At 70.6% G+C, this 24,675-nt stretch carries 24 protein-coding genes, 1 tRNA gene and 1 pseudogene; 11 read left to right on the top strand and 15 right to left on the bottom strand.

The features are described from left to right. The first annotated feature begins 1 nt into the window (after position 1). The 5 genes from ACEN9J_RS27255 to ACEN9J_RS27235 are packed head-to-tail and all read left to right on the top strand — an operon-like array spanning position 2 to position 4,417. Positions 2-562 carry an MSMEG_0567/Sll0786 family nitrogen starvation N-acetyltransferase gene (locus ACEN9J_RS27255; RefSeq protein ID WP_413762550.1) on the top strand — a complete coding sequence of 187 codons (561 nt, stop codon included), beginning with the start codon at positions 2-4 and terminating at the stop codon, positions 560-562. Further along, complete coding sequence (locus tag ACEN9J_RS27250) at positions 559-1,572, top strand: sll0787 family AIR synthase-like protein (protein WP_296787165.1); 1,014 nt, start codon at positions 559-561, stop codon at positions 1,570-1,572. Before ACEN9J_RS27255 ends, ACEN9J_RS27250 begins: the two co-directional genes overlap by 4 nt. Next, on the top strand, positions 1,565-2,785 hold the full coding sequence (locus tag ACEN9J_RS27245; RefSeq protein ID WP_413762549.1) for an MSMEG_0565 family glycosyltransferase: 1,221 nt from the start codon (positions 1,565-1,567) through the stop codon (positions 2,783-2,785). The genes ACEN9J_RS27250 and ACEN9J_RS27245 overlap by 8 nt, the downstream gene beginning before the upstream one ends. Beyond that, a complete protein-coding gene (locus tag ACEN9J_RS27240) occupies positions 2,776-3,054 on the top strand; it encodes an MSMEG_0570 family nitrogen starvation response protein (RefSeq protein ID WP_057594432.1) in 279 nt (92 codons plus the stop codon). Before ACEN9J_RS27245 ends, ACEN9J_RS27240 begins: the two co-directional genes overlap by 10 nt. Positions 3,055-3,091: 37 nt before the next feature. After that, positions 3,092-4,417 carry an MSMEG_0569 family flavin-dependent oxidoreductase gene (locus tag ACEN9J_RS27235; RefSeq protein ID WP_413762548.1) on the top strand — a complete coding sequence of 442 codons (1,326 nt, stop codon included), beginning with the start codon at positions 3,092-3,094 and terminating at the stop codon, positions 4,415-4,417. Positions 4,418-4,428: 11 nt separating this feature from the next. Here ACEN9J_RS27235 and ACEN9J_RS27230 read toward each other — a convergent pair whose 3' ends face one another. The 3 genes from ACEN9J_RS27230 to ACEN9J_RS27220 form a co-directional block, all read right to left on the bottom strand. After that, on the bottom strand, positions 4,429-5,202 hold the full coding sequence (locus tag ACEN9J_RS27230; RefSeq protein WP_413762547.1) for a sulfite exporter TauE/SafE family protein: 774 nt from the start codon (positions 5,200-5,202) through the stop codon (positions 4,429-4,431). A gap of 68 nt (positions 5,203-5,270) precedes the next feature. Then, on the bottom strand, positions 5,271-6,170 hold the full coding sequence (locus ACEN9J_RS27225) for a LysR family transcriptional regulator (RefSeq protein ID WP_057597782.1): 900 nt from the start codon (positions 6,168-6,170) through the stop codon (positions 5,271-5,273). A gap of 27 nt (positions 6,171-6,197) precedes the next feature. After that, positions 6,198-7,106, bottom strand: a complete 909-nt coding sequence (locus ACEN9J_RS27220; RefSeq protein WP_413762546.1) for a LysR substrate-binding domain-containing protein — start codon at positions 7,104-7,106, stop codon at positions 6,198-6,200. 194 nt (positions 7,107-7,300) lie between these two features. Between ACEN9J_RS27220 and ACEN9J_RS27215 the strand changes: the two genes are divergently transcribed. Further along, on the top strand, positions 7,301-8,530 hold the full coding sequence (locus ACEN9J_RS27215; RefSeq protein ID WP_057597784.1) for an MFS transporter: 1,230 nt from the start codon (positions 7,301-7,303) through the stop codon (positions 8,528-8,530). A gap of 109 nt (positions 8,531-8,639) precedes the next feature. On the opposite strand, the pseudogene ACEN9J_RS27210 reads toward ACEN9J_RS27215, so the two are convergent. The 7 genes and pseudogenes from ACEN9J_RS27210 to ACEN9J_RS27180 all read right to left on the bottom strand — a co-directional run. Then, a pseudogene (locus ACEN9J_RS27210) lies at positions 8,640-9,317 on the bottom strand (D-alanyl-D-alanine carboxypeptidase family protein); the annotation flags it as partial. A gap of 175 nt (positions 9,318-9,492) precedes the next feature. Continuing rightward, entirely contained in the window at positions 9,493-9,852 is a 360-nt protein-coding gene (locus tag ACEN9J_RS27205) for a hypothetical protein (RefSeq protein ID WP_057595890.1), read from the bottom strand. Positions 9,853-9,949: 97 nt separating this feature from the next. Beyond that, complete coding sequence (locus tag ACEN9J_RS27200) at positions 9,950-10,333, bottom strand: roadblock/LC7 domain-containing protein (protein ID WP_057595891.1); 384 nt, start codon at positions 10,331-10,333, stop codon at positions 9,950-9,952. A 32-nt stretch (positions 10,334-10,365) separates the two neighbouring features. After that, entirely contained in the window at positions 10,366-10,884 is a 519-nt protein-coding gene (locus ACEN9J_RS27195; protein WP_082321702.1) for a GTP-binding protein, read from the bottom strand. A gap of 45 nt (positions 10,885-10,929) precedes the next feature. Next, positions 10,930-11,664: a hypothetical protein gene (locus ACEN9J_RS27190; RefSeq protein ID WP_057595892.1), complete on the bottom strand. Its 735-nt coding sequence runs from the start codon at positions 11,662-11,664 to the stop codon at positions 10,930-10,932. Positions 11,665-11,940: 276 nt separating this feature from the next. Next, on the bottom strand, positions 11,941-13,254 hold the full coding sequence (locus ACEN9J_RS27185; RefSeq protein WP_057599036.1) for an Nramp family divalent metal transporter: 1,314 nt from the start codon (positions 13,252-13,254) through the stop codon (positions 11,941-11,943). Positions 13,255-13,504: 250 nt separating this feature from the next. Continuing rightward, on the bottom strand, positions 13,505-14,827 hold the full coding sequence (locus tag ACEN9J_RS27180) for an aspartate aminotransferase family protein (protein WP_057594755.1): 1,323 nt from the start codon (positions 14,825-14,827) through the stop codon (positions 13,505-13,507). 95 nt (positions 14,828-14,922) lie between these two features. On the opposite strand from ACEN9J_RS27180, the gene ACEN9J_RS27175 reads away from it, so the two are divergent. Next, positions 14,923-15,780 carry a LysR family transcriptional regulator gene (locus tag ACEN9J_RS27175; RefSeq protein WP_413762545.1) on the top strand — a complete coding sequence of 286 codons (858 nt, stop codon included), beginning with the start codon at positions 14,923-14,925 and terminating at the stop codon, positions 15,778-15,780. Positions 15,781-15,869: 89 nt separating this feature from the next. Continuing rightward, positions 15,870-16,064 (top strand): hypothetical protein, encoded by a 195-nt coding sequence (locus ACEN9J_RS27170; RefSeq protein ID WP_057594757.1) that lies wholly within the window; start codon positions 15,870-15,872, stop codon positions 16,062-16,064. Between the two features lie 22 nt (positions 16,065-16,086). On the opposite strand, the gene ACEN9J_RS27165 is transcribed toward ACEN9J_RS27170, so the two are convergent. Next, on the bottom strand, positions 16,087-16,671 hold the full coding sequence (locus ACEN9J_RS27165; RefSeq protein WP_261214778.1) for a TetR/AcrR family transcriptional regulator: 585 nt from the start codon (positions 16,669-16,671) through the stop codon (positions 16,087-16,089). 230 nt (positions 16,672-16,901) lie between these two features. Between ACEN9J_RS27165 and ACEN9J_RS27160 the strand changes: the two genes are divergently transcribed. Then, the gene (locus tag ACEN9J_RS27160) at positions 16,902-18,161 is read left to right on the top strand and encodes a porin (protein WP_413762544.1); all 1,260 of its coding nucleotides are present in this window, start codon (positions 16,902-16,904) and stop codon (positions 18,159-18,161) included. A 161-nt stretch (positions 18,162-18,322) separates the two neighbouring features. On the opposite strand, the gene ACEN9J_RS27155 is transcribed toward ACEN9J_RS27160, so the two are convergent. Beyond that, on the bottom strand, positions 18,323-19,552 hold the full coding sequence (locus tag ACEN9J_RS27155; protein ID WP_413762543.1) for a glutamate carboxypeptidase: 1,230 nt from the start codon (positions 19,550-19,552) through the stop codon (positions 18,323-18,325). 169 nt (positions 19,553-19,721) lie between these two features. On the opposite strand from ACEN9J_RS27155, the gene ACEN9J_RS27150 reads away from it, so the two are divergent. Both ACEN9J_RS27150 and ACEN9J_RS27145 read left to right on the top strand, forming a co-directional pair. Next, a complete protein-coding gene (locus ACEN9J_RS27150) occupies positions 19,722-19,964 on the top strand; it encodes a hypothetical protein (protein ID WP_413762542.1) in 243 nt (80 codons plus the stop codon). A 113-nt stretch (positions 19,965-20,077) separates the two neighbouring features. Continuing rightward, on the top strand, positions 20,078-22,039 hold the full coding sequence (locus ACEN9J_RS27145) for an alpha/beta hydrolase domain-containing protein (RefSeq protein ID WP_413762541.1): 1,962 nt from the start codon (positions 20,078-20,080) through the stop codon (positions 22,037-22,039). Between the two features lie 141 nt (positions 22,040-22,180). Here ACEN9J_RS27145 and ACEN9J_RS27140 read toward each other — a convergent pair. The 3 genes from ACEN9J_RS27140 to ACEN9J_RS27130 form a co-directional block, all read right to left on the bottom strand. Continuing rightward, positions 22,181-22,270, bottom strand: a tRNA-Ser gene (locus ACEN9J_RS27140). An 81-nt stretch (positions 22,271-22,351) separates the two neighbouring features. After that, positions 22,352-23,683 carry a serine--tRNA ligase gene (gene serS / locus ACEN9J_RS27135; RefSeq protein WP_296728714.1) on the bottom strand — a complete coding sequence of 444 codons (1,332 nt, stop codon included), beginning with the start codon at positions 23,681-23,683 and terminating at the stop codon, positions 22,352-22,354. A 50-nt stretch (positions 23,684-23,733) separates the two neighbouring features. Next, positions 23,734-24,663 (bottom strand): threonine/serine dehydratase, encoded by a 930-nt coding sequence (locus ACEN9J_RS27130; protein ID WP_413764623.1) that lies wholly within the window; start codon positions 24,661-24,663, stop codon positions 23,734-23,736. Positions 24,664-24,675 lie beyond the last annotated feature (12 nt).

Below are 24,675 nucleotides of genomic sequence, written 5' to 3'. Positions count from 1 at the left end.
GATGAAGACCGCCGAAGCCTGGAGCGAGCTGCCGCTGGCCTACGCGCCGGTCGAATACCTCGTGCGCGAGGCCGCCCAGCAATGGGAGCGCGACGAGGCGATGGCGCTGCGCCGCGCGGTGTTCTGCATCGAGCAGGGCATCTTCGCCCGCGACGACCGCGACGCGATCGACGACCATGCGCTGCTGCTGGTCGCGATGTCGTGCAACGCCGGCATGCCCGAGCAGGTGGTGGGCACGGTGCGCATCCATCGCGGCACGGCCGCGGGCGAATGGTGGGGCTCGCGGCTCGCGGTGCACCCGGCCTTCCGCAGCCAGGGCCACCTGGGCGCCACGCTGATCCGGCTCGCGGTGTCGCGCGCCCATGCGCTGGGCTGCACGCTGTTCCTCGCGCAGGTGCAGCTGCAGAACGAGCCGCTTTTCCGCAAGCTCGGCTGGACCACGCTCGGCGAATGCGAGGTGCAGGGCCGCCCGCATGCGCGCATGCGTGCCGACCTCGGCTTCTATCCGCCCTGCCACGACCCGGTCAGCGGCTTCGTCACGCGCGCGAAGGTGCCGCGATGAGCCGCGCCGCCGAGATCGCCGAAGCGCTGCGCGCCACGCGCGGCTTCGCCCACAAGCGCGACATCAGCGAGGTGGTGGCCGCGCTGGGCCGCTCGCTGCCCGGCGGCCACGCGGCGCTCGCGCAGGCCGTGCCCGTGGGCGACGACTGCGCCGCCATTCCCGACGGCCGCGGCGGCTACCTGCTGTTCGCGATCGAGGGGCTGGTCGAGGACTTCATCGTGCGCATGCCCTGGTTCGCGGGCTACTGCGGCGTGATGGTCAACGTGAGCGACATCTACGCGATGGGCGGGCGCCCGACCGCGGTGGTCGACGCGCTCTGGAGCAGCGGCATGAACCCGGCCGACCAGGTGCTCGGCGGCATGGCCGAGGCCGCGGCGCGCTATGGCGTGCCGATCGTCGGCGGCCACAGCAACAACCGCAGCGAGCGGCCGCAGCTCGCGGTCGCGATCCTCGGCCATGCGCGCCGGCTGATCACGAGCTTCGATGCGCGGCCCGGCGACCTGCTGGTGATGGCGGCCGACCTGCGCGGCGCCTACGAGGAGCCCTTCCCCTACTGGAACGCCTCGACGCGCGCGCCGGCCGCGCGGCTGCGCGCCGACCTCGAGCTGCTGCCTGCGCTGGCCGAGGCCGGCCTGTGCCGCGCCGGCAAGGACATCAGCATGGCCGGCGCGGTCGGCACCGCGATGATGCTGCTCGAATGCTCGGGCGTGGGCGCCTCGATCGAGCTCGATGCGCTGCCGAAGCCCGAGGGCGTGCCGCTGTTGCGCTGGCTGTCGTCGTTCCCGAGCTACGGCTTCGTGCTCAGCGTCGCGCCCGCGCAGCTCGCGCGCGTGCTCGCGCGCTTCGCGGCGCGCGACATCGCCTGCGGCGTGATCGGCACCGTGGACCCCAGCCGCACCGTGCGCCTGCGCGCCGATGGCGAGGAGGCCCTGCTGTGGGACTTCGGCCGCGACGCCTTCATCCAGCCGCCGGCGCCGTCCGGCCTGCGCGAGGAGGCCCGCCATGGCTGACGACGACCTCGAGCGCCCGCTGCGCATCGGGCTGCTCACGCATTCGGTCAACCCGCGCGGCGGCGTGGTCCACACGCTGGAACTCGCGCGTGCGCTGCACGAGGCCGGCCATGCCGTCACCGTGTTCGCGCCGGCCGCGCCGGGCCAGCGCTTCTTCCGCGAACCGCCCTGCCGCGCCGAGCTCGTGCCGGTGCACGGCACGCCGGCCGACACGGTGGCGATGGTGCGCACGCGCATCGCGGCCTTCGTCGACCACCTGGGCACGCTGCTCGAGCACGAGCGCTTCGACGTGCTCCACACCCACGATTCGATCGGCGGCAACGCGCTGGCGCGGCTGCAGGACATGGGCCGCATCGAGGGCTTCGTGCGCACGGTCCATCACCTCGACGACTTCGCCGATGCGCAGCTCGCGCACTGGCAGCACCAGGCCTTCGTCCGCGCGCGGCAGATGTTCTGCGTGAGCCGGCTGTGGTGCGAGCATCTCGCGCGGCACCACGGGATCGCGGCGCAGGAGGTGGCGAACGGCATCGACACCGCGCGCTTCTCGCCGCGCATGCAGGCCGGCGACGCGGCGCTCGCGCGGCGACTCGGCATCCGTACCGGCGCGCCGGTGGTGCTGGCCGTCGGCGGCGTCGAGGAGCGCAAGAACACGCTGCGCCTGCTCGAGGCCTTCGCGCTGCTGCGGCAGCGCCCGGGCCAGGCCGATGCGCAATTGGTGATCGCGGGCGGCGCGAGCCTGCTCGACCACAGCGCCGCCATGCAGGCCTTCGCCGGCGCGCTCGCGCGCCTCGGGCTGGCCGAAGGCCCGGACCGCGCCGTGCGGCTCACCGGGCCGCTGGCCGACGAGGACATGCCCGCGCTCTATCGCTTGGCCGACGTGGTCGCGATGCCCTCGCTGCGCGAAGGCTTCGGGCTGGTGGTGCTCGAAGGCCTGGCGAGCGGCCGGCCCGTGGTGGCCTCGCGCATCGCGCCCTTCACCGACTACCTCGCGCCCGAGGACGTGAGCTGGGCCGACCCGCTCGATGCGGGCTCGATCGCGCAGGCCTTGGCCGAGGCGCTCGCGCGCCGCGACGACGCGCGCATCGCGCGATCGGCGGCCCGGCTCGCGCGGCACTTCAGCTGGGCCGAGAGCGCGCAGCGGCACGTCGCCCTCTACCGCGAAGGCCTGCGCCGCCCCCACGCCATCGAGACGAGGACCGCCCCATGCCCGTGATGCATTTCCAGGTGCGCTGGCCCGATGCCAGCGAATCGCGCTGCTACTCGCCCTCGCTGGTGGTGCGCGACTTCCTCGCGCCCGGCGAACGCTATGCGCTCGACGATTTCCTGCGGCGCACGCGCGAGGCGCTCGGCATCGCCTCCGAACGCGTGCGCGCGAAGTATGGCTTCGCCTGTTCGCAGGCGATGGACCAGCTCGCCGAGATCGAGCGCATCGCCGCGCGCTTCGAGCCCGCCGCCGAAGTCACCGTGCTGGCCTTCGACTGACCTCCCCCTTGCGCCCCCATCGAGAAAGAGAGACCCCATGTCCCACCCCACCCATCCCGAGCATCCCTACGGCGGCCGCAGCCACTACAGCGTGGCGATCGTCGGCGGCGGCCAGGCCGGCCTGTCGCTGAGCCACTGCCTGCAGCAGCGCGGCATCGACCACCTCGTGATCGAGAAGCGCAGCCTGGTCCACAGCTGGCGCACGCAGCGCTGGGATTCGTTCTGCCTGGTCACGCCCAACTGGCAATGCCAGCTGCCGGGCTGGCCCTACCAGGGCGACGATCCGCACGGCTTCATGGTCAAGGACCAGATCAACGACTGGCTCGCGGGCTTCGTGGCGCAGGTGAAGCCGCCCGCGCTCGAGGGCGTGACGGTGCAGCGCGTGGTGCACGTGCCGCAAAGCGGCGAGCGCGGCCGCTACGAGGTGCAGACCGACGCCGGCCTCTACACCGCCGACCAGGTGGTGGTGGCCTCGGGCGGCTACCACAAGCCGATCGTGCCGCGGCTGGCCGAGAAGCTGCCGGCCTCGGTGGCGCAGTACCACTCGGCGCAGTACCGCAACCCCGCGCAACTGCCCGAGGGCGCGGTGCTGGTGGTGGGCTGCGGCCAGTCGGGCGCGCAGATCGCCGAGGACCTGCACCTGGCCGGCCGCAAGGTCTACCTGGCCACGGGCGACGCACCGCGCTGCGCGCGCTTCTACCGCGGCCGCGAGGTGGTCGACTGGCTGGCCGACATGCAGTACTACGACATGCCGGTCACGGCCCACCCGCTGCGCGAGGGCGTGCGCGACAACACCAACCACTACGTGACCGGCCGCGACGGCGGGCGCGACATCGACCTGCGGCGCTTCGCGCGCGAGGGCATGGAACTGTTCGGCCTGCTGACCGACCTGGACCAGGGCGTGCTGCAGTTCCAGCCCAACCTGCGCGAGCACCTCGACCATGCCGACCGCATCTACAACGGCATCAACGCCTCGATCGACAAGTTCATCGCCGCCAGCGGCATCGAGGCGCCGCCGCCCTCGGTCTACGCGCCCGTGTGGGAGCCGGCCGAGGAACGCACCCGGCTCGATCTCGCGGCCGCGGGCATCGCCAGCGTGCTGTGGTGCATCGGCTTCTCGCCCGACTTCGCCTGGGTCGACGCGCCGGTGTTCAACGGCCGCGGCCATCCGGTGCACCAGCGCGGCGTCACGCGCGAGCCGGGCCTGTACTTCCTCGGGCTGCCGTGGCTGCACACCTGGGGTTCGGGACGTTTCTCGGGCGTGGCGCGCGACGCGGAGTTCCTTGCCGAAGCGATCGCCGCGCGGCGCGCCGAACTGCGCGCGGAACCCGAGGTCGCGCCGCCCCGGCTGCAGGCGGCCTGAGCGCACGGGCTTCAGGCCATCGCGTAGCGCACGATCAGGAAGGCGCCCGAGCACAGCACCGCGAGCGCGACCACGCGCAGGAACTGCTCGCGCGACAGCCGCAGCGTGATGCGCCGGCCCAGCGCGGTGCCCAGCAGCATCGCGGGCAGCAGCAGCACGGCCAGCGCGAGGATCGAGGCGTCCGCATACACGCCAGCCACCAGGAACAGCAGCGCGCGCGTGAGCGTGCTGAGGCCGATCAGCGTGGACTGGGTGACGCGCACGCGTTCCTTTTCGTCGATGCGGCCCGCGAGATAGATCGCGTAGATGAAGCCGCCGCTGCCGAACATGGCCGAGAAGATGCCGCCGACGAAGCCGAAGGGCACGGCCACGCGCGCCGAGAGCCGCGCGACCGGCCGCCAGCCGCTGAGCGCATACAGCGCATAGGCGACCGCGAAGATGCCCAGCGCCAGCAGCATCGCCTGCGGCCGCCCGAGCAGCAGCAGCGCGGCGCCCACGAGACTGCCGAACGCCATCAGCGGCACCAGCCGGCGCAGCTCGGCGCGGTCGGCCGCGCCGGCATCGCGGCTCACGTTGACCACGGCCGCGACGAAGTCGAGCAGCGCCAGCAGCGGCACGACCGTGGCCACCGGCACGAACTGCGCAAGCACGGGCCCGGCGACCAGCGCGGTGCCGAAGCCGGCGATGCCGAAGATCACGTAGGCCGCGACGATGCCGGCGCAGATGGCCAGCAACTGCAGCGGCGTGAAGGGCAGCAGGTGCTGCAGGGACGACGACAAGGTCATGGGACGCGAATCTAGGCGCTGGCGCCGCGCCGCGCCAATGCCGAATGCGGCGTGCGGCGATCTCGAAATCAGATCGCTGGCGCGAACGCGGCCTGCAGAGACTCGCGCAGCGCGAGCGCATGCCGCGGCCCGCCCTCGCGCCACAGCACCAGCACGCCGCTGCGGCAGCCCTCGCCGTCGAGCGGCAGCGCGCGCACGCCCGCGGGCGCCAGCGCGGCCATCGAGGCCGGCACGATCGCGAGGCCGAAGCCGGCCTGCACCAGCGCGAGCTGCGACCACTTGCGCGAGCGCACCTGCGCGCCCACGGGCTCGAAGCCCTCGGCGCGGCACAGCTCGGCCACCGCATGGCTGAGTCCGCCGCGCTCGCGGTGCGGCAACGCGACGAAGGGCTCGGCACGCAGCTCGGCGAGCCGCAGCCGCGCGCGCCCGGCCAGCGCATGCGCGGCGGGCAGCAGCACCACCAGCGGCTCGTCGAACAGCGGCGCATGGCCCACGCCCGGATGGCGGCGCAGCACCGGCGCGCGCGCGAGGCCGATGTCGGCGCGGCCCTCGGCGATGTCGAGCGCCTGGTGCTCGGACGAGGCCTGCGCGACCTCGATCGCCACGCCCGGACAGCGCAGCGCATGCGAGCGCAGCGCGCCGAGCAGCACCGGCGACAGCGGCACCGAGCTCGAATGCAGCAGCTGCACCGTGCCCTCGATGCCGCGCTGCGCCTGGCGCGCGCCCAGCGCGGCGGCATCGAGCGCGCGCAGGATCTGGCGCGCATCGGCATACAGCGAGCGGCCGGCCGGCGTCATCTCGAGCTGGCGTGTGCCGCGCTCGAGCAGCGGCACCTGCAGCTGGGTTTCCATCTCCTTGACCTGCCGGCTCAGCGCCGACTGCGCGATGTAGAGCCGTTCCGCCGCGAGGCTGAAGCTGCCGGCATCGACGATGTCGACGAAGTAGCGCAACTGCTTGTGGGTGAGCATGAAGTCCTCCGCTGGCGTCGCCGTGCCTCAGGCCACCACGCCCGCGAGCGAATCGGCCACGTCGATCGCGCGCGGCAGCGCGGCGCGCACCGCCTCGATGAAGTGCCGCAGCTTGGCCGACTGGAAGCGCGTCTGCGGATAAACGAGGTACACCGGCAGCGGCGGCGCCTGCCATTGCGGCACCAGCCGCAGCAGCCGGCCGCGCGCGATGTCGTCGTTGAGCAGCCAGGCCGAGCCCATGCAGGCGCCGAGCCCCAGCACGGCCGCGTTGCGCAGCGCGTAGAGGCCGTCGGTGCTCAGGCGCGGGCGGATCGGCACCCGGCATTCCTCGCCGGTCGTCACGTGCGAGAGCCGCAGCTCGGTGCGGTAGAAGGTGCGCAGCGCCAGCCAGGGCAGCGCCGCGAGTTCGGAGGCATGCGCGATCGGCGGCCGGCCTTCCATCAGCGCCGGCGCGGCGGCCACGATGCGCGGGATCTCCGAGAGCTTGAGCGCCACCACCGAGGGGTCGTCGATCTCGCCGACCTGGATCGCGCAGTCGATGTTCTCGGTGATGAAGTCGGGACGCCGGTCGTGCAGCAGCCATTCGACGTCGACGCGCGGGTTCTCGCGCAGGTAGCGGTACAGCGGATGCATCAGCAGGTCCTGCCCGAGCGCATGCGGCGCGATCACGCGCAGCGTGCCTTCCGCCGCGCGGCCGGCGCCGCGCAGCTCGTCCTCGAACGCGGCCCAGTCGGCCAGCAGTTCCTTCGCGCGCGCGAAGCAGCGTTCGCCGTCCTCGGTGAGCTTCATGCCGTGGGTGGAGCGCCGCAGCAGGCGCAGCCCGAGCGAGCGCTCGAGCGCCTGCAGGCGCCGGCTCACGGTGGGCTGGCTCATGCCGAGCTGGGCCGCGGCGGCCGACAGGCTGCCGGCCTCGACGATGCGGACGAAGGTCTGCATGAGCTCGACACGGTCGGCCGGGGCGGCGCCCGGGAGAACGGCGGGCGTTTCGGGAGCGGAATTCGATGCCATCGCGGGATTCTGCGCCTTGTATGCGTCAAACGTATATGCGTTGTTCACTGCCGAGGGCTACCGTTCGAGCGCTCCGCCCTGCAAACTCCGCGCACTTTCCGCCGAATCCAAGGGTAAATACCATGTCTTCCATTCAAGCAGCGCATGCGGGCACCAAGCCGCTGGCGCCGGCCGCCCCGGCCCTGCCCGCCTCGCTGGTGCTGCTGCTCGCCAGCGGCGCCGGCTTCGCGGTGGCCGCCCTCTATTACAGCCAGCCGATGCTGGGCGTGCTCGCGGCCGACATCGGCGCGCCGACGCGCACGGTCGGCTTCGTGCCCACGCTGACCCAGCTCGGCTATGCGCTGGGCATCCTGTTCCTGGCGCCGCTGGGCGACCGCTACGACCGGCGCCGCATCATCCTCGCCAAGGCGGCCGTGCTGTGCGTGGCGCTGCTGCTCGCGGGCGCCTCGCCCTCGATCGGCATGCTGCTGGCCGCGAGCCTGGCGATCGGGCTGGCCGCCACCATGGCGCAGGACATCGTGCCCGCCGCCGCCACCCTGGCGCCCGAGGCCAGCCGCGGCAAGACCGTGGGCACGGTGATGACCGGGCTGCTGTTCGGCATCCTGCTGTCGCGCGTGGTCAGCGGCTTCGTGGCCGAGCACTTCGGCTGGCGCACGATGTTCGTGGCCGCCGCCGCCAGCATCGCGCTGATCGGCGCCGCCGCCTGGCGCGGGCTGCCGCGCTTCAAGGCCACCACGCACCTGGCCTACGGCGCGCTGCTGCGCTCGCTGGCCACGCTGTGGCAACGCCATGGCGCGCTGCGCCGCGCGGCCTGGGCGCAGGGGCTGATCTCGATCGGCTTCAGCGCCTTCTGGTCCACGCTGGCCGTGATGCTGCACGGCGAGCCCTTCCACCTCGGCAGCACCGCGGCCGGCGCCTTCGGCCTGGCCGGCGCGGCCGGCGCGCTGGCCGCGCCGCTCGCGGGCCGGCTGGCCGACCGCCGCGGCCCGGAACTGGTGACGCGGCTGGGCGCCGCGCTGGTGGTGGTCTCGTTCGCGGTGATGGCACTCGCGCCGCTGATGGCGCCCGGCGCGCAGCTCGCGGTGATCGTGGTGGCGGTGATCGGCTTCGACCTCGGCGTGCAGGCCACGCTGATCGCGCACCAGACCATCGTCTACGGCATCGAGCCCGGCGCGCGCAGCCGGCTCAACGCGGTGCTGTTCACGGCCATGTTCATCGGCATGGCGATCGGCTCCGCGGTGGGTGCGCTGGCGCTCGCGCAATGGGGCTGGGCCGCGGTGACGGCGCTGGCGATCGCCTCCTCGGCCGCGGCGCTGGCCGTGCGGCTGTGGCCGATGTCGGGCCGCGCCTGACAGCCGGCCGCGGGGCGCAGGCCGGCGCCGCCGCCACCGGCATCGAGAAACCCTTGCGCAGCAGCGCCGCCGCGAGCCGGGCGCAGACCACGCGGTCCGGCGCGCCGAGCACCACGGCCAGCAGGCGCCGGCCCTCGTGCGCCGCGGTGGCGATCTGGTGCGCGCCCGTCGCGGGCGAGAAGGCCGCGGCCAGGCCGTCGACGCCGCGCACCGTGCCCAGCAGCAGGTTGACGTTGGGCAGCGCCTGCTCCCAGGGGTCGAGCCGGGTCTTGCCGGCGATGGCGGCGAGCGCCGGATGGTCGCGCATGAGCCGCGCCGCCAGCCGCAGCACGTCGACCGCGTTGCTGCGCGCGCTCTCGTCCTGGCCCGCGGGACAGGCGAAGCGGGTGTCGCGCAGGCCCCAGGCCACGGCCTGGCGGTTCATGGCCTCGACGAAGGCCTCGGTGGTGCCGCTGTGCCAGGCGGCGAGCGCGAAGGCCGCGCTGTCCGACGAGGCGATCAGCACGGCCTCGAGCAGGCGCTGCACCGACAGCCGCACCATGGCCTCGGCGCCGACCGCGATCGGCGTGCGCTCGGCGCGCCGGTCACGCTGCTCGGCGACCAGCTTGCGCTCCACCAGCATCGCGGTCGCGAGCTTGGCGAGGCCGGCCGGCGGATAGCTGCCGGCGGCGGGCTCGTGGCCCAGCAGCCGGTCGGCCGCGAGGTCGTAGAGCGCCCAGCTCGCGGCCGGCGGCAGGGCCGGCGCGGCCTGGTCGCGCGCTGCCTCGGCGGGCGCGGACGACAGCACCCGCGCGGCTTTCCAGTCGAGCCCCGCGGCCTGCTCGAGGTCCGGCGGCAGCTGGTCCGCTGCGACGATGCGGTACGGCGGGGCGGGGGGAAAGGGCTTCAATCGGCGGAGTCCGGCGTGGGGTCGGCGGCGTGGTGCGTGCCGCCGGCATTGTCCGTTGCCGACGCGCGCCGCGTCAGACGGCGAGGGCCTGCTCCACGTCCTGCGTCTTGCGGCGCGCGAGCGCGAGGTTCGACTTCGACTTGTCGAGCACCAGGTAGACGAACAGGCCTTCGTGCTTCTGCAGCGGGCGGATGATGTGGTACTGGCGGCCGAGCGTGATCAGGATGTCCTCGATCGTGTCGTTCAGGCCGAGCGCGCGCATGGTCTTGTTCTTGGCGCGCACCACCTCGGTATTGCCCGCGGCCGCCACTTCGAGGTCCACGCCCGAGCCGACCTGGCCCAGGATCATGCCGCTGCCGGAGTCGACCAGCGCCGCGCACAGGGCGCCGTCGATCGTCATCAGTTCGTCCATGGATTGCTTGATATTTGCCATCGCTGTCTTTCGTAGTCCATCGCCCTGAGGATCGGCCGCCACCCGGGCGAATGATGAGCGGCGGCCGGTTGGTAACAGTGAAGGGAGGACCCGTGCCTCAGGCGCGCTGCAGCGCCAGCGTCGCCTGCTTGGCGAAGTACAGGACCTGGCCGATGACCGCGTCCTTGCCCGCGACCACGCTCACGATCAGGTCGGCCTCGTCGTGGCGCGCCTGCAGCATCAGGATGTGGCCCAGCGCGGACTCGATCGCGACGTTCTCGCACCGGCCCAGGCCGCTCTCCTCGCCGGCCACCGCGCCGAGCGCGGCCAGCGAACTCGCGATGGCCGACAGGCGCGCGACCTGCGCGGTGTTCTCCACGCGCGCGGCCAGCTCGAGGCCGTCCTCGGTCGAGATCACGACGGCCTTCACGCCCTTGATCTCGCGCATGAGCGTGTCGACGGCGGACTCGGCGGCGTCCTTGAGGCGGGGTGGAATGTTCATGTCGGAAGAGAAAGGAAAGAAAGGGGCGGCGCTCAGGCCTCGAGCTGGATCAGCAGCAGCTCGAGCAGCTGCACCACCTGCTGCGGATCGGTCACATTGGCCGGCAGCACCGGGCACAGCACGCCCTTGTCCTGCATGCGCTGGGCATAGGCGTCGAGGCCGGGTTCGGGATGGGTCTCGGTGCGGCCCACCGCGACCACGCAGGCGGTCTGCGCGATGAGTTCGGCGAAGCCGTCGAGGTAGACCTCGAGGTCGGCCAGCGGATCGGGGCGGCTGTTGTCGACCAGGATCACGAGGCCGAGCGCGCCGCGCGCGAGGATGCGCCACATGAAGTCGAAGCGCATCTGGCCGGGCGTGCCGTAAAGGCGCAGCTTCTCGCCGTTGTCGAGCGTGAGCTCGCCGTAGTCCAGGCCGACGGTGGTGGTGGCCTTGGCGACCGAGGTGTCGCTGTTGCGCACCTCGGTGCGCACCGGCGCAATCTCGCTCACGGCCGCGATGGCGGTGGTCTTGCCGGCGCCCATGGTGCCGGTGAAAAGGATCTTGTGCTCCACGCTCAGTCGGAATCGGTGGGGGTCATGGGGGCGAATCGCGGCGCATCAGGCGCGCGATCCCGAGGACAGCAGCCCGAGGCGGCTGCGGATGCGCGCGAGCAGGCCGGGCTGCACCTCGCGCGCCGGGGGCGTCGCCTCGGCGGCGGGGTGGACCTGCGAATCGGGCCAGATCGACTCGGGCGCGCGCGCGGCGCCGCCGCCGCTGGCCGCCACGAAGCCGGCGCGCTCGAGCGCGGCGATGAAATCGGCGCATTCCTGCGCGCTGGCGTTCGAGCGCTGCTGCAGCGCCGCCAGCGTGGCCGGGCGGCTCGCGAGCAGGGTCGCGAGCTTCATGCGCACGGCCGAGTCGAGCAGCGCGACCGAGGGCCAGCGCAGCAGGCGGTATTCCTCGCCGCGCGCGCCGCGTTCGGCCGATGCCGCCAGGCCCAGGTCGCGTGCATGGACCACCATCGCGCCAAGCCGGTTGAGCATGGCCTCGAGCGCATCGGCATGCAGCGGCAGCCGCAGGAAGGGGCCGCGCGGCGGCGGCGTGTCGCCGACGGTCAGCAACGGCACCGGCGGCAGCGGCGAATCGGCCGCCTCGGCCGACAGCGCCGCGGCCCGGTCGCCCACCACGCGCAGGTCGGCACCCTCGACCTGCCAGGCCCAGTGCTGGTGGGTGCGGTGGTCGAGCAGCCGCACCAGCGACTTGAAAAGCAGTTCGTCGCGGGCCGGCAGCCCTTCGATGCTGAAGCTCAGCAGCGGCCGGCGGTCGCGGGTCGAGGCGCTGGAACCGGTCATGGGCGGTCCGCGGGTGGCTGGGCGGCACTCGCCCAAGATCGCACCAAATTGGGGCGTTTTTGCAGTCCGAATGGCAATTCAAGCGCTTCCATCGATGAAACATCCCCGGGAAGCCTCGCGGCCCGCCTTTGATTGAATGCCTAAGTGTTAACCAGTGTTACTCGCCAAAAATATAACACTCGTTGCAATTAAACACACTAGATTACAAAACCCGACTAAGTCCTACGGGAATCGGTGGAAACGGAAACGAGGCGACCCACCGCGGGCGGCGGATGCTCAGGACCGCAGGCTGGTCCAGAGAAAGGCCAGGGTCGCCAGCGCCATGACCGCGGTCGCGGCCCAGCCCAGCACCCGCCAGTGCAGCGGCAGCACCAGTTCGCCCATGAGGCGGCGGCTGCCGGCGGCCCACATGACGCCGACCATGATCGGCACCGACATCAGCGAATTGAGCACCGCCGCCCACACGAGCGCCTTCATCGGATCGACGCCGCACAGGCTGATGCCGATGCCGCAGACCATGGCGGCCGCGAGGATGCCGTAGAAGGCCGGCGCGGCGCCCACCGGCTGCTCGAGTCCGCGGCGCACGCGCAGGAACTCGGCGCAGGCATAGGCGGCCGAACCGCCGAGCACCGGCAGCGCCAGCAGGCCGGTGCCGACGATCCCCAGCGCGAACAGCGCGAAGGCCGCGCTGCCGGCCACCGGACGCAGCGCCTCGGCCGCCTGCGCGGTCGAGCTCACGTCGGTCTGGCCATGGGCATGCAGGGTGGCGGCCGAGGCCACGATCATCGAGAAGGCGATCGCGTTGGAGAAGCCCATGCCGACCCAGGTGTCGAGCCGCAGCCGGCGCAGTTGCGCGCGAGCCTGCGCGGGATGGGTCCGCAGCGCGTGGTCCCCGGGGATGCGCTCGATCTCCTCCACCTCCTGCGCCGCCTGCCAGAAGAACAGGTAGGGACTGATCGTGGTGCCGAGGATCGCCACCACCATCTTGATGCTCTCGGCATCCCCGTGCAGGCGCGGCAGCAGCGCACCCGCGAGCGCGGCCTTCCAGTCGACGTGCGCCACCAGCGCCACGCCCACGTAGGCCAGCAGCGAGAGCGTGAGCCACTTGAGCACGCGCACGTAGCGGTGGTAGGGCAGCCAAGCCTGCAGCGCCAGCGACAGCAGGCCGAAGCCCAGCGCATAGAGCGCCTCGGGCCCGCCAAGGCCCAGCCGCGCGACCTCGGCCATGGCACCGATGTCGGCCGCGAGGTTCACCACATTGGCGACCAGCAGCAGCAGGACCGCGAGCAGCACGACCGGGCGCGGCCACAGGGTGGCGAAGGCCGAGGTGAGGCCGCGGCCCGTGGTGCGGCCGATGCGCGCGCTCGCGAGCTGGATGCCCACCATCAACGGATAGGTCAGCAGCAGGGTCCAGCCCATGCCGTAGCCGAACTGCGCGCCGGCCTGGGTGTAGGTGGCGATGCCGCTGGGATCGTCGTCGGCGGCGCCCGTGATGAGGCCGGGGCCGAGGCGGTTCAGGAAGCCGCGCCTGGCGGGCGGCTGTGCGCCTTCACTGGCGGTCTCTTCGTCCTGCGCGTTCGGCCTCGGCATGTGGATGGCTCGGTGGCTCCGGGGACATCGACCGTAGTGCGCGGTCCCGCGGGCTCCTGTAGGACGCTGCTGCAACTTGGCTGCGTCTGCACGCCGAAGGCGCGCCGCGCCCGTGAATATTGGACGGCCCCAGGCTCGAGGAACCGCTGCAAGCCAGCGGGTGCCGAAGCGACCTCTACCAACGCCGAAAGACCGTCGAAGCCAGTATCGATCGCCAAACTTAAGCCGGCCTGAATGAATGGACGATCGCTCAGGAAGCCCGCTGCGAACGCACCGCGGTGGCGATGGCCTTGTCGAGCAGCTCGAGGCCGAGGTCGATCTCGCTGTCGCTGATGGTGAGCGGCGGCGCGATGCGGAACACGCCGCCCATCGAGGGCAGCTTCACGATGTTCATGCTCAGGCCCAGCTTCATGCATTCGCGCGTGACCGCTTCGCCGAGCTCGAAGGCCGGCTCGCGCGTGTCGCGGCTCTTGACCACTTCGAGGCCGAGCAGCAGGCCGCGCCCGCGCACGTCGCCGATGCATTCGTGGCGCGACTGCAGTTGGCGCAGCCCCTGCTGCAGCCGTTCGCCCGCGACGCGCGCGCGCTCGACCAGCCCGTCGCGCTCCACCACCTCGAGCACCTTCAGGCCGACCGCCGCGGGCAGCGGGTCGGAGACGTGCGTGGTGTAGAACAGGAAGCCGCGCGCATGGGCCTCGTCCTCGATCGCGGCCGTGGTCACCATCGCCGCCAGCGGCAGGCCCGCTCCCAGCGTCTTCGACAGGGTCAGGATGTCGGGCGCCACGCCGTCGCGGTCGCACGCGAACATCAGGCCGGTGCGGCCCACGCCGGTCTGCGCCTCGTCCACGATCAGCAGCATGCCGCGCTCCTCGCACTTCTTCTTGAGCGCCGCCATGTAGCCCGGCGGCAGCTCGAGGATGCCGCCGCTGCTGAGGATGGGCTCGGCGATGAAGGCCGCGAGCGCGCCGGTCGACTGGCGGTCGATCTGCTCGAAGCCGTCGTCGAGTTCGCGACGCCAGTCGAGCTCCCCCTCCTTCGTCGCGAAGCGCGGCCGGTAGGCATTGGGCGCCGGGATCGCGAACGAGCCGGCCGCCGCCGGGCCATAGCCCTTGCGGCCCGCGCTGTAGGTCGCGGCCGCCGCGCTGCCGGTCATGCCGTGCCACGACTGCGTGAAGGCCACCACCTCGTGACCGCCGGTCACCAGCCTGGCCATGCGCAGCGCCGCCTCGTTCGATTCGGCGCCGGTGCTCAGCAGCAGGCAGCGTTCGAGCGCACCGGGCGCATGGCGCGCGATCTCGGCGGCCAATGCCACCACCGGGCGCGACAGCATGCCGCTGAACAGGTGGTCGAGCGTGCGCACGTGCTCCGACACCACCGAGACGATCTCGGGATGCGCATGGCCGAGCAGCGCGCTCATCTGGCCCGAGGTGAAGTCGAGGATGGCGCGACCGTCGGCGTCGTAGACGAAACAGCCTTGGGCGCGCTCGATGATCAGCGGCTCGAAGCTGCCGCCGTAGCGCACCAGGTGGCGCTGTGCCTGTTGCCAGAACTGGGGGTCGTCGTTCCTGCTCATGCCGATGGTTCCCGATCAAAATGCCCACGTTACGCGGCGCCGCGCGCGCGTGGAAGCGAATTGTTTTGAGATCAGCTATCAAGGGAACTCATGCCGTGAGCCAATCGCTGGACATCGACCTGCTGCGCAGCTTCGTCGCCATCGCCGAGACCGGCGTTCTGGGCCAGGCCGCCCTGCGCGTGGGCCGCACGCAGTCGGCGCTGAGCATGCAGATGCGCAAGCTCGAGGGCATCGTCGCGCAGCCGCTGCTGCACCGTACCGGCCGTGGCGTGTCGCTCACCGCGACCGGCGAGCGCCTGCTGGTGCGCGCGGGCGAGCTGCTGCGCCGGCACGACGAGGCACTGGCCGAACTGCGCGGCCAGCAGCTCTCGGGCGTGCTGCGCTTCAGCTGCCCCGACGACTACGCGGTCGTGTTCCTGCCCTTCCTGCTGCAGGGCTTTGCGAGCCTGCACCCGGGCGTGCAGCTCGAGGTGATGTGCGCGCCCACGCCGCGGCTGCACGAACTGCTGGCGCGGCATGCGGTCGATCTCGCGCTGGTGTCGGTGGCCGGCGATTCCGCGGGTGCCGACGCGATCCGGCACGAGCCGCTGGTGTGGGTCGCGCGGCGCGGCAGCACGGCCGTCGCCCTCGATCCGCTGCCGCTGGCGCTCGGCGCGCCCGATGCGCTCGACCACCAGTTGCCCCGGCGCGCGCTCGAGGCCGCGGGCCGCGCCTACCGGCTCGCCTATGCGAGCAGCAGCCTGTCGGGACTCGTGGGCATGGCGCGCTCGGGCCTGGCCGTCACCGTGCTCACGCGCACGGCCGTGCCCGAGGACCTGCAGATCCTCGGCGCGGACGATGGCTTTCCCGAGCTGCCGAGCGTGGGCGTCACGCTGGCCCTGGCGCGCGAGGCACCGACCGCCCTGACCGCGGCCTTCGCGGCGCATGTGCGGAAGTTTCTGCCCCTGGCCTGAACCGGCACGCCCCAAGCATTTCTACCAAAGTGGTTGAAGTTCAACCGATTTGGTTGAATAATCCGATGCTCCCTCCAAGGAACACCGCATTGACCTTCCTCCACGCCACCCGCTCGATCCTCAAACAGCACGGGAGAGCGCTCGCCGTGCTCGGTCTCGTGGTCGGCGGGCTGGCCGGGGTCGGCGTGTCCTTCGCGGCCTTCATGCCCGAGTTGCGCGTGTCGGTGAGCATGGGCTATGGCGTGTTCGCGCCGAAGCTCAGCGGGATGATCGGCGGCCTCTGAGGCACCGCCCCGGAAGGGAAGGCTAGGCGCGCTTGCGTGCCGGGCGCTTCGGCTTGCCAGCGTGGCCGAGCGCATCCATGGCCGCCTCGACGATGGGGCCGCGCCATTCGCGCTGCAGTCCCACGTGGGCCGCGACCATCGCCGAAGCGCCGAGGCCCGAGAGCGCGCTCGTCACGCGCACGATGCGCTCCATGGTGGTGGCCTGCAGGTCGATGCCGAGCGCCTTGTAGACCATCAGCGCCATCTCGGTCAGCGCGGGATCGGTGCCCTTGCCGTTGTCGGCCAGCCGGTTCGCGAGCGCCGACACGCCGGGCCATTCGTAGGTCTGGTCGACCGAGGCCTCCACCACCACCCGTTCGCGCGCCGCGCCCGGCGGCAGGTGCTCGACGGCATCGAGCAGCGCCTGCGCCTGGTCGCGGCAGGTCTGCAGCGCCGCGTCGTAGATCGCCTGCTTGCTCGGGAAGTGATGCAGCAGCCCGGCCTTCGAATAGTTGACCGCATCCGCGATCTGCTGGAGCGAGGTGTGGTCGAAACCGTGCTTGGCGAACAGGCCGGCGGCGCGGTCGATGATTTCGGCGTCGATCTGGGAGCGGGTGGGCTTGGGCATCGGGTTGCAGTCTATCGCAGGCGCTTACCGGATCGGTCGATATTCGACTGAATCGGTCGAACCCAACCCGGGACGACAGTGCCCGCCGAATGGAAGGGTTGCCGACATTGCGCAGACGTCATCGGGCTGTGCGCCAACTGTTATTCGCGACACGGAGACTCGCCTTCATCGCCCAAGCGGCGGTCCTTCAAAGAGTCTTCATTCATTCTTTTTTTCGATCGGGAGATGTCGTGAAAAATCAGTGTCTTGCCTTCGCCGCATTGCTGGGTGCGGGAGTCGCCCAGGCCCAGTCTTCCGTCACGCTGTTCGGCGTGGTGGACATGGGCCTCAGCAACTACTCGTCCAAATCGCAGGATGCGGGCCGCGCCGCATTCGCCAATCCGTTCTACCTGAACCAGGGCACGCGCACCCTGAGCCAGAGCGCGCTGAGCTCGGGCAACTACTCCTCGAGCCGGCTGGGCTTTCGCGGCACCGAGGACCTCGGTGGCGGCCTCGCGGCCAGCTTCTGGCTCGAGGCGCCGATCAGCCCGGACGATGGCAGGACTGGCATCGCGAGCTTCCAGCGCCGCTCCACCCTCAGCCTGTCGGGCAACTTCGGCGAGATCCGCCTGGGCCGCGACTACACGCCCTCGGCCTGGAACGACATCGTGTTCGACCCCTTCGGCATCGTCGGCGTGGGCCGCAGCCTGATCTACACCGCCGCCAACACGAACACCGTGCCCGGCGGTTCCGGCGGCTTCGGTGGCGACCTCAACTACAACCGCGCCAGCAACTCGATCGGCTATTTCCTGCCGCCGAACCTCGGCGGGGTCTACGGCCAGTTCATGTATGCGCTGCACGAGAACACCAAGTACGACCCCGGCACCAGCACGCCGCCGGGCCTCAATGCCGTGGGCGCGCTCAATGCCGGCAGCGTGGCCACGACGCGCGCGGGCCGCTACCTGGGCGGCCGGCTCGGCTATGCCACCGGCCCGTTCGACATCGCCGTCTCGTACGGCAACAGCACGGCGGCCGACAGCTTCTACGCGGGCACCACCGACTCGGTGAAGACCTTCAACCTCGGCAGTTCGTACGACTTCGGCCCGGTCAAGCTGTTCGGCGAGCTGTCGCGGATCAAGAGAACGCGCGACTACGCCACGGCGCCCGCCTTCGGCGGCGTTCCCGACACCGACCTGACCGGCTACCTGATCGGACTGACCGCGCCGGTCGGCCCGGGCCTGATCCGCGCCGCCTATTCGCAGGTCAAGTACGACCTCAATACCGCGAGCCTGCCGTTCGCCGCCAATGTCGCGGACCCGAAGGCCAACAAGCTGGCGCTGGGCTACATCCACAACCTCTCGAAGCGCACCGCGCTCTACGTCACCATCGCGCGGATCAGCAACAAGAACGGCGCCGCGCTCACCGTCGGCGGTCCCGCCTTCGTGAACAACGCGGTGTTCGTGCCCAAGACCTCGACGGGCTACGACCTCGGCCTGCGCCACTCCTTCTGACCGCGGCGCGGGCCCGCGGATGCGCGAACGGTCGGGGGCACTGCCGCCTCCGGTCGTTCCGATGTCTCCAGGGAGAGCCCGTCATGCGGGTTCGTTCGGTCCGCCTTCGCGCGGACCTTTTTTCGTGCGTGCGCCGTTCGAGCGGCGCATGGCCCGGACCGCTACAGCCCCTGTCCGAGTTCGGAGATCAGGCGCACCGACAGATAGAGCCGGCGCGGGATCGCGGAGAGCTGCACGTATTCTGCATTGCTGCTGTGATGGTTGGTGCCGATCAGTCCCAGCCCCTCGACCACCGGCTTGCCCGAGAGCGCGGCCCATCCCGCATCCGAGCCCCCGCCGACGCGCATTTCCAGGATCGCCAGCTTGCCGCCGACCTCGGTGTAGATGGACATCGCCTTGTCCATCGTTGCGCGGCTGGCCGGCGTTGCGTTGTAGGGCGGGATCAGGCGCGTGATCTGGAGATCGATGCGCGTTCCTTCCAGCCGTTTTTTCTGGACGCGTTCCCGCAGCGCGGCTTCGAAGGGCGGGAGATCCTCGTTGCGGCCGTAGCGCAGGTCCGCCGTGACGACGGTGCGATCCGGGATGATGTTGGGGGCCGTGCCGCCCTGGATCACCGTCCAGTTGAACACCCGCTCCTGCTTGCGGTCCTGCAGGTCCTGGGTGCGCAGGATGAGGTCCGCCGCCTCGGTCATCGTGTTCACGCCCTTTTCGGACGACGTCCCGGCATGCGAGGCCTTGCCCTGGATCCGGGCCTCGACGAAGGCCACGCCCGAGGTCCCGGAGACGAGCAGCTCGGTCCCTTCGTAGATGGCGCCGGGCTCATAGGACAGCACCACGTCGCTCTGGGATGCGAGCTTCTGGATCACTTCGTTCGATCCCAGCGAGCCCCTTTCCTCATCGGGGTTGAACATCACGGTGATCGTGCCGAACTGCTGGAAGTTCTCCGCTTTCAGCAGCGCCAGCGCGTGAAGGATGGCGGCGACACCACCCTTGGCATCGGCGATGCCGGCACCGAAGACCTGGTCGCCTTCGATGCGGAACGGCGCCCTGGCCAGCGAGCCGCGCACATAGACCGTGTCCATGTGCGCCATCAGCAGGACGTTCCGGCCGCCGCGGCCCTTGAGCCGGCCGACGATGACGTCGCCGACCACGCCGCCGGTGGCGGGCGTCCTCGTGACCTCGGCACCGAGCGCCTGGAGGCGCCGCTCGAGGTAATGGCCGATCGCGGGAACGCCGATGGCGTCATTGGTGCCGCTTTCGATGTTGACCAGTTCCTCCAAGGTCTTGAGCACCGCGGGCTGCTCGTCCCAGGTTCTCTGGTCCAGCGTGCTGCCGTGGAAGAGCGTGCTCGCATTCGCCGCCGAGCAGCCGCTCGAGACGATGGACAACACCAGCGCCCCATAGAAATGGAAAGACCGTGATCTCATTGCTCCCCCTCGACGAATCAATGCAATAGCGGGACCGATCCAATGACGGGGGCGATGCTATGAATGCCGCGTATCGCGGTCAATGATTCATGCGGTGCCGTCGGAATTATTCTTTTCGGTATCCATGGATCGAATGCGCGACACCATTCGGCGGCGCCATCGCCGACGCGCGGATCGTGAGCACCGCGCGAACGGCGAGTCGACATGCGAGGCAATGAAGAAAGTCGGATGGATGCCCGATACCAGTTGCAGCACATCGAAGAGGTCCTCCTTCCTGCGCGTCTTCGGCAACCTCGACGACCGGATCACCGATTTCACCGCCGGCCGCATCGACGTCAGCTTCCGCAACGGCCGCCTGCCTGGGGAAATTCCTTAGACCGCACGACAACTGCATACAAGCGCGTCGCGCGACCGATTCCTAGACTGATTCGGATGCATACGGCGTTGGATCGCCCGCAGCGCATTCCATTCAGTTCCAAGGAGATATCGATGCAGAGACAGATGACAGAATCCGGCACGCGATCGGCGCCATTCCATTGGAGTCCGAGGCTGGGCATTGTCGGCATGGCCGTCGGCGCGCTGATCGCGGGCTGCGGCGGCAGCGGCGGCTCCAGCAACGTGCCCTTCATTCCCCCGGTGCAGACGCAACCGCAACCGCAACCGCAGCCCGAGACGCAACCCGAGGTCGAACCGCAACCGGAAGCCACCACGTCGAAGGTGCCCAACCCGGTCGTGACGGGTCCCATCGCAAAGGGGGCGATGCCGGGTACGGCGCAGGGGCACAAGGAACACGACTATCCATGGCTGGCCACCATGCACAACCTGGCGGCCGTCGGTTACGTCGAAGAGGAATACTTCATCGAGGGCAACGCGAACACCTACAACTTTCCCGCGTCGTACAGCGCCGCGAACAGCGCCACGACGGTCGGCGTGCCGGCCACCGTGGCGACGACCGGCAACCGCTACAAGACGCGCATCCTCGTGCGCCGCCCGGCGTCGGCGGACAAGTTCAATGGCACGGTGATCGCCGAGTGGCAGAACGTCACCGCGGGCTACGACCTCGATGCCCTGTGGGGCTCCGGGTTCGAGCACATGATTCGCGAGGGCTATGTCTATGTGGGCATCTCGGCCCAGCCCGTGGGCGTCAATCAGCTGAAGAAGTGGAGCGCGAAGGCCGACGGTTTCAGCGGGCGCTACGACTCGCTGGATGTGGGCGGCAGCTCCAGCACACTGGGCAATGCGATCTCGCACGACGTCTTCCTGCAGGCGCTGCAGGCCATCCGGTACCCCGGGAAGGGCATCAATCCTCTGGGCCCGCTGCGGGCCAAAAAAATGATCGTCACCGGCGTGTCGCAGTCGGGCGGCTACCTGCAGCGCATCATCAACAGCCTCGATCCGATCTATGGCAACGCACGCACGCCCGACAACAAGGGACCGATCGACTCCTACATGGTCTACATCGCGGGCGGCTACCTCAACCGGAACCTCGCCGTCCCGGTCTGGAAGGTGATCTCCGAGACCGATGTCGCCGGCCAGGTGGCCTCTCGTCCGACGGGCACCGATGAAGCAGGCAACTACCGCAGTTGGGAAGTCGCTGGCGCCACCCACTCGGGACGACGCACCGCGCTGAATTCCCGGCCGCTCGCCGCACGCGACGACTGGCCGCTCACGGGTGTGGATTGCGTCTACCCGGTCCATCCGCGCGTGCCCGTGCAGCACGTGACCAATGCCGTCTACGACCATCTCGTCAAATGGATGGACAACCCCTCCTACAACCCGCCGCGCATGCCGGCGATCCTCACCAGCGGCACCACGATCGTCCGCGACACCACCCCGGGCCACGAGGACAAGAACTCGCAAGGCGGCGTGCGCCTGCCCGAGATGCTGGTTCCCACCGCATGGAACGCCGGCACCGGCAACAGCGCCAGGCCCGGCGGCGAGGGCGGCACCTTCTGCAGCCTCTATGGCAGCTACTACCCCTTCTCTCCGGCCTACACGGAGCAGCTCTACCCGTCCCGCGGGCAATACACCGATCTGGTCTCGCTGGCGATCGATGACAGCGTGAAGGCCGGCATCCTGGTCCCCGAGGATGCCAGGCACACGAAATTCGTGGCGGACCGGCTGGAATTCGATGGCGGAACGACACGGCCGGAGAACACCGCGGCCTACATGGCCGCGCAGGATCTGCTGGAGATCACCTACTTCTACCTCTGGACCACCCCGGATCAGCTCGACGCCTACATGGATCAGGCGGCCCGCATCGCGAAGAACGTGGCACTCGCGGACAAGAGCAGCGGCTCGCAGTTCGTCTACGACTCGATCCGCAACGACCTGAAGAGCTATGCCGATGGCGTGGAGGCCTTGCGCAAGGCTGGCAAGGTCTCGGATGTCAGCGCCAAGGAGCTCGCGGACGGCGTGAAGCTGGTGATGGACGGGTTGCCCGCCCTGTGACGCCGAGGCCGGCGACGGCCTTCGGCGGCCGGCCCTCCCGGAACGAGGTCTTCGGGCGCTTCTTTTTCGTGACAGGAGACCACGCTTGTCGGGTCTCCAATGGCGAACAGGCAAAAAAATAGCCCCTTGCGGGGCCATTCTTGGAGGAGAGGGAGGGATTCGAACCCTCGGTACTATCGCTAGTACGCCTGATTTCGAGTCAGGTACATTCGACCACTCTGCCACCTCTCCGGTCGCTCTGTCGAGCCTGCGATTATAGCCAGGAAAATCGACACAACCACGCCGTGCAGCGATTTCCCTGTCGTTTTTTCGTCAGCCGCGCAGCACCTCGGTGCCGCCCAGGTAGGGCCGCAGCGCCTTCGGCACGTTGATCGAGCCATCCTCGTTCTGGTGGTTCTCGAGCACCGCGACCAGGGTGCGGCCGACCGCCAGGCCCGAGCCGTTGAGGGTGTGCACCAGCTCGTTCTTGCCCTGGGCGTTCTTGAAGCGCGCCTGCAGGCGTCGCGCCTGGAAGGCCTCGCAGTTCGAGACCGAGCTGATCTCGCGGTAGGTGTCCTGCGCCGGCAGCCAGACCTCGAGGTCGTAGGTCTTGGTCGAGCCGAAGCCCATGTCGCCGGTGCACAGCAGCACGACGCGGTACGGCAGCTCGAGCGCCTGCAGCACCACCTCGGCATGGCCGGTCATCTGCTCGAGCGCCTCGTAGCTCTTCTCGGGATGCACCACCTGCACCATCTCGACCTTGTCGAACTGGTGCTGGCGGATCATGCCGCGGGTGTCGCGGCCCGCGCTGCCGGCTTCCGAGCGGAAGCACGGGGTGTGGGCCGTGAGGCGGATCGGCAGCTGCGCCTCGGGCACGACCTCGTCGCGCACGAAGTTCGTGAGCGGCACCTCGGCGGTCGGGATCAGGTAGAGCGCCGACAGGTCGGGCGCGGGCTCGCCGTCCTGGCCGCCCTTCTTCGCGGCGAACAGGTCGCCCTCGAACTTGGGCAGTTGGCCGGTGCCGCTCAGGGTGGCGGCATTGACGATGTAGGGCACGTAGCACTCGGTGTAGCCGTGCTGCTGCGTCTGGATGTCGAGCATGAACTGGGCGAGCGCGCGGTGCAGCCGCGCGATCGGGCCCTTCATGACGGTGAAGCGCGAACCCGAGAGCTTGGCGCCCATCTCGAAGTCGAGGCCGAGCGGCGCGCCCAGGTCGACGTGGTCCCTGGGCGTGAAGCCCAGCGGCGTGGCCGAGGCGCCGGCGCCGCCCTGCGGGCTCCAGCGGCGCTGCTCGACATTGCCGGTCTCGTCCTCGCCCAGCGGCACGCTGGCGTGCGGCAGGTTGGGCACGGCGAGCAGCAGCGCCTGCAGCTCGGGCTGGATCTCGTCGAGGCGCTTCGATTGCGATTCCTGCTCGGCCTTGAGCGCGTTGACCTCGGCCATCAGCGCGTCGACCGACTCGCCCTTGGCCTTGAGCGGGCCGATCTGCTTGTTCAGCGTGTTGCGGCGCGCCTGGATTTCCTCGGTGCGGGTCTGCAGCGTCTTGCGCTCGGCCTCGAGCGCGGTGAAGGCCGAGACATCGAGGTAGGGCTGGTTCTTCTTGCGTTTTTCGAGGCCGGCCACGGCGGCGGCCAGGTCTTTGCGGAGCAGGGTGATGTCGAGCATCGCCCGATTTTAGGTGGGCGCGCCCGCACCCCGCCCCGCGCGGGGCTGGTTCAGCCGACGGTGGCCGGATCGACGTTCGCGCCGCAGACGATCAGGCAGACCTTCTCGCCCGCGCGCGGCACGTAGGCGCCGGTCTGCAGCGCGGCCAGCGGCAGCGCGGCGGCCGGTTCGACGGCCAGCTTCATCTCCTTCCACAGCCACTGCTGGGCGGCGCGGATCGCCTCGTCGGACAGCAGCAGCGCATCGGCGACGTGGCGCTGCGCGATGTCCCAGGCGATGGCGCCGATGCGGCGCGCGCCCAGCGAGTCGGCCGCGATGCCGCCGACCTCGACATCGACCGGCGCGCCGGCCTCGCGGGCCCGGAACAGCGTGGGCGCGCCCTCGGGCTCGAGCGCGATCACGCGCGCGCGCTGCTCGAACCAGCCGGCGAGGCCGCCGATCAGCCCGCCGCCGCCCACGCTCACGAGCACGGCATCGGGCAGGCCGCCCTCGGCCTCGATCTCGCGGCCCAGCGTGCCGGCGCCGGCCACCACCTCGGGCTGGTCGTAGGCATGGGTCAGCAGGGCGCCGGTTTCGGCCTGGCGCGCCAGGCAGGCGGCCAGCGCATCGGGATAGAGCTGGCCGACCACCACCACCTCGGCGCCCAGCGCGCGCAGGCGCGCGCGCTTGGCCTCGGGCGAGACGCCGGGCAGGTAGACCTCGCAGCGCACGCCGAGCGCGCGCGCCGCGGCGGCGGTGGCGATGCCGGCATTGCCGCCCGAGGCGACGATCACGCCACTCTCGGGAATGGGGTTGGCCAGCAGCCGGTTCATCATGCCGCGCGCCTTGAAGCTGCCGCTGACCTGCAGGTGCTCGAGCTTGAGCCAGACCTCGGCCCCCGGCGCCGCGACGCCGAGCGCCGCCGCGGGCAGCTTCCACAGCGGGGTCTGGCGCAGGAAGTGGCCCGAGCGTTCGTTCAGGCGTTGCCAGGCGCTATCGATTTCGGAGCGCCA

Origin of the sequence: Variovorax sp. Varisp41 (genome assembly GCF_047325085.1) — a bacterium.
Classification (GTDB): domain Bacteria; phylum Pseudomonadota; class Gammaproteobacteria; order Burkholderiales; family Burkholderiaceae_C; genus Variovorax.
Note: the sequence above shows the minus strand (reverse complement) of the source record. Positions and strands in the feature narration are given on the sequence as shown.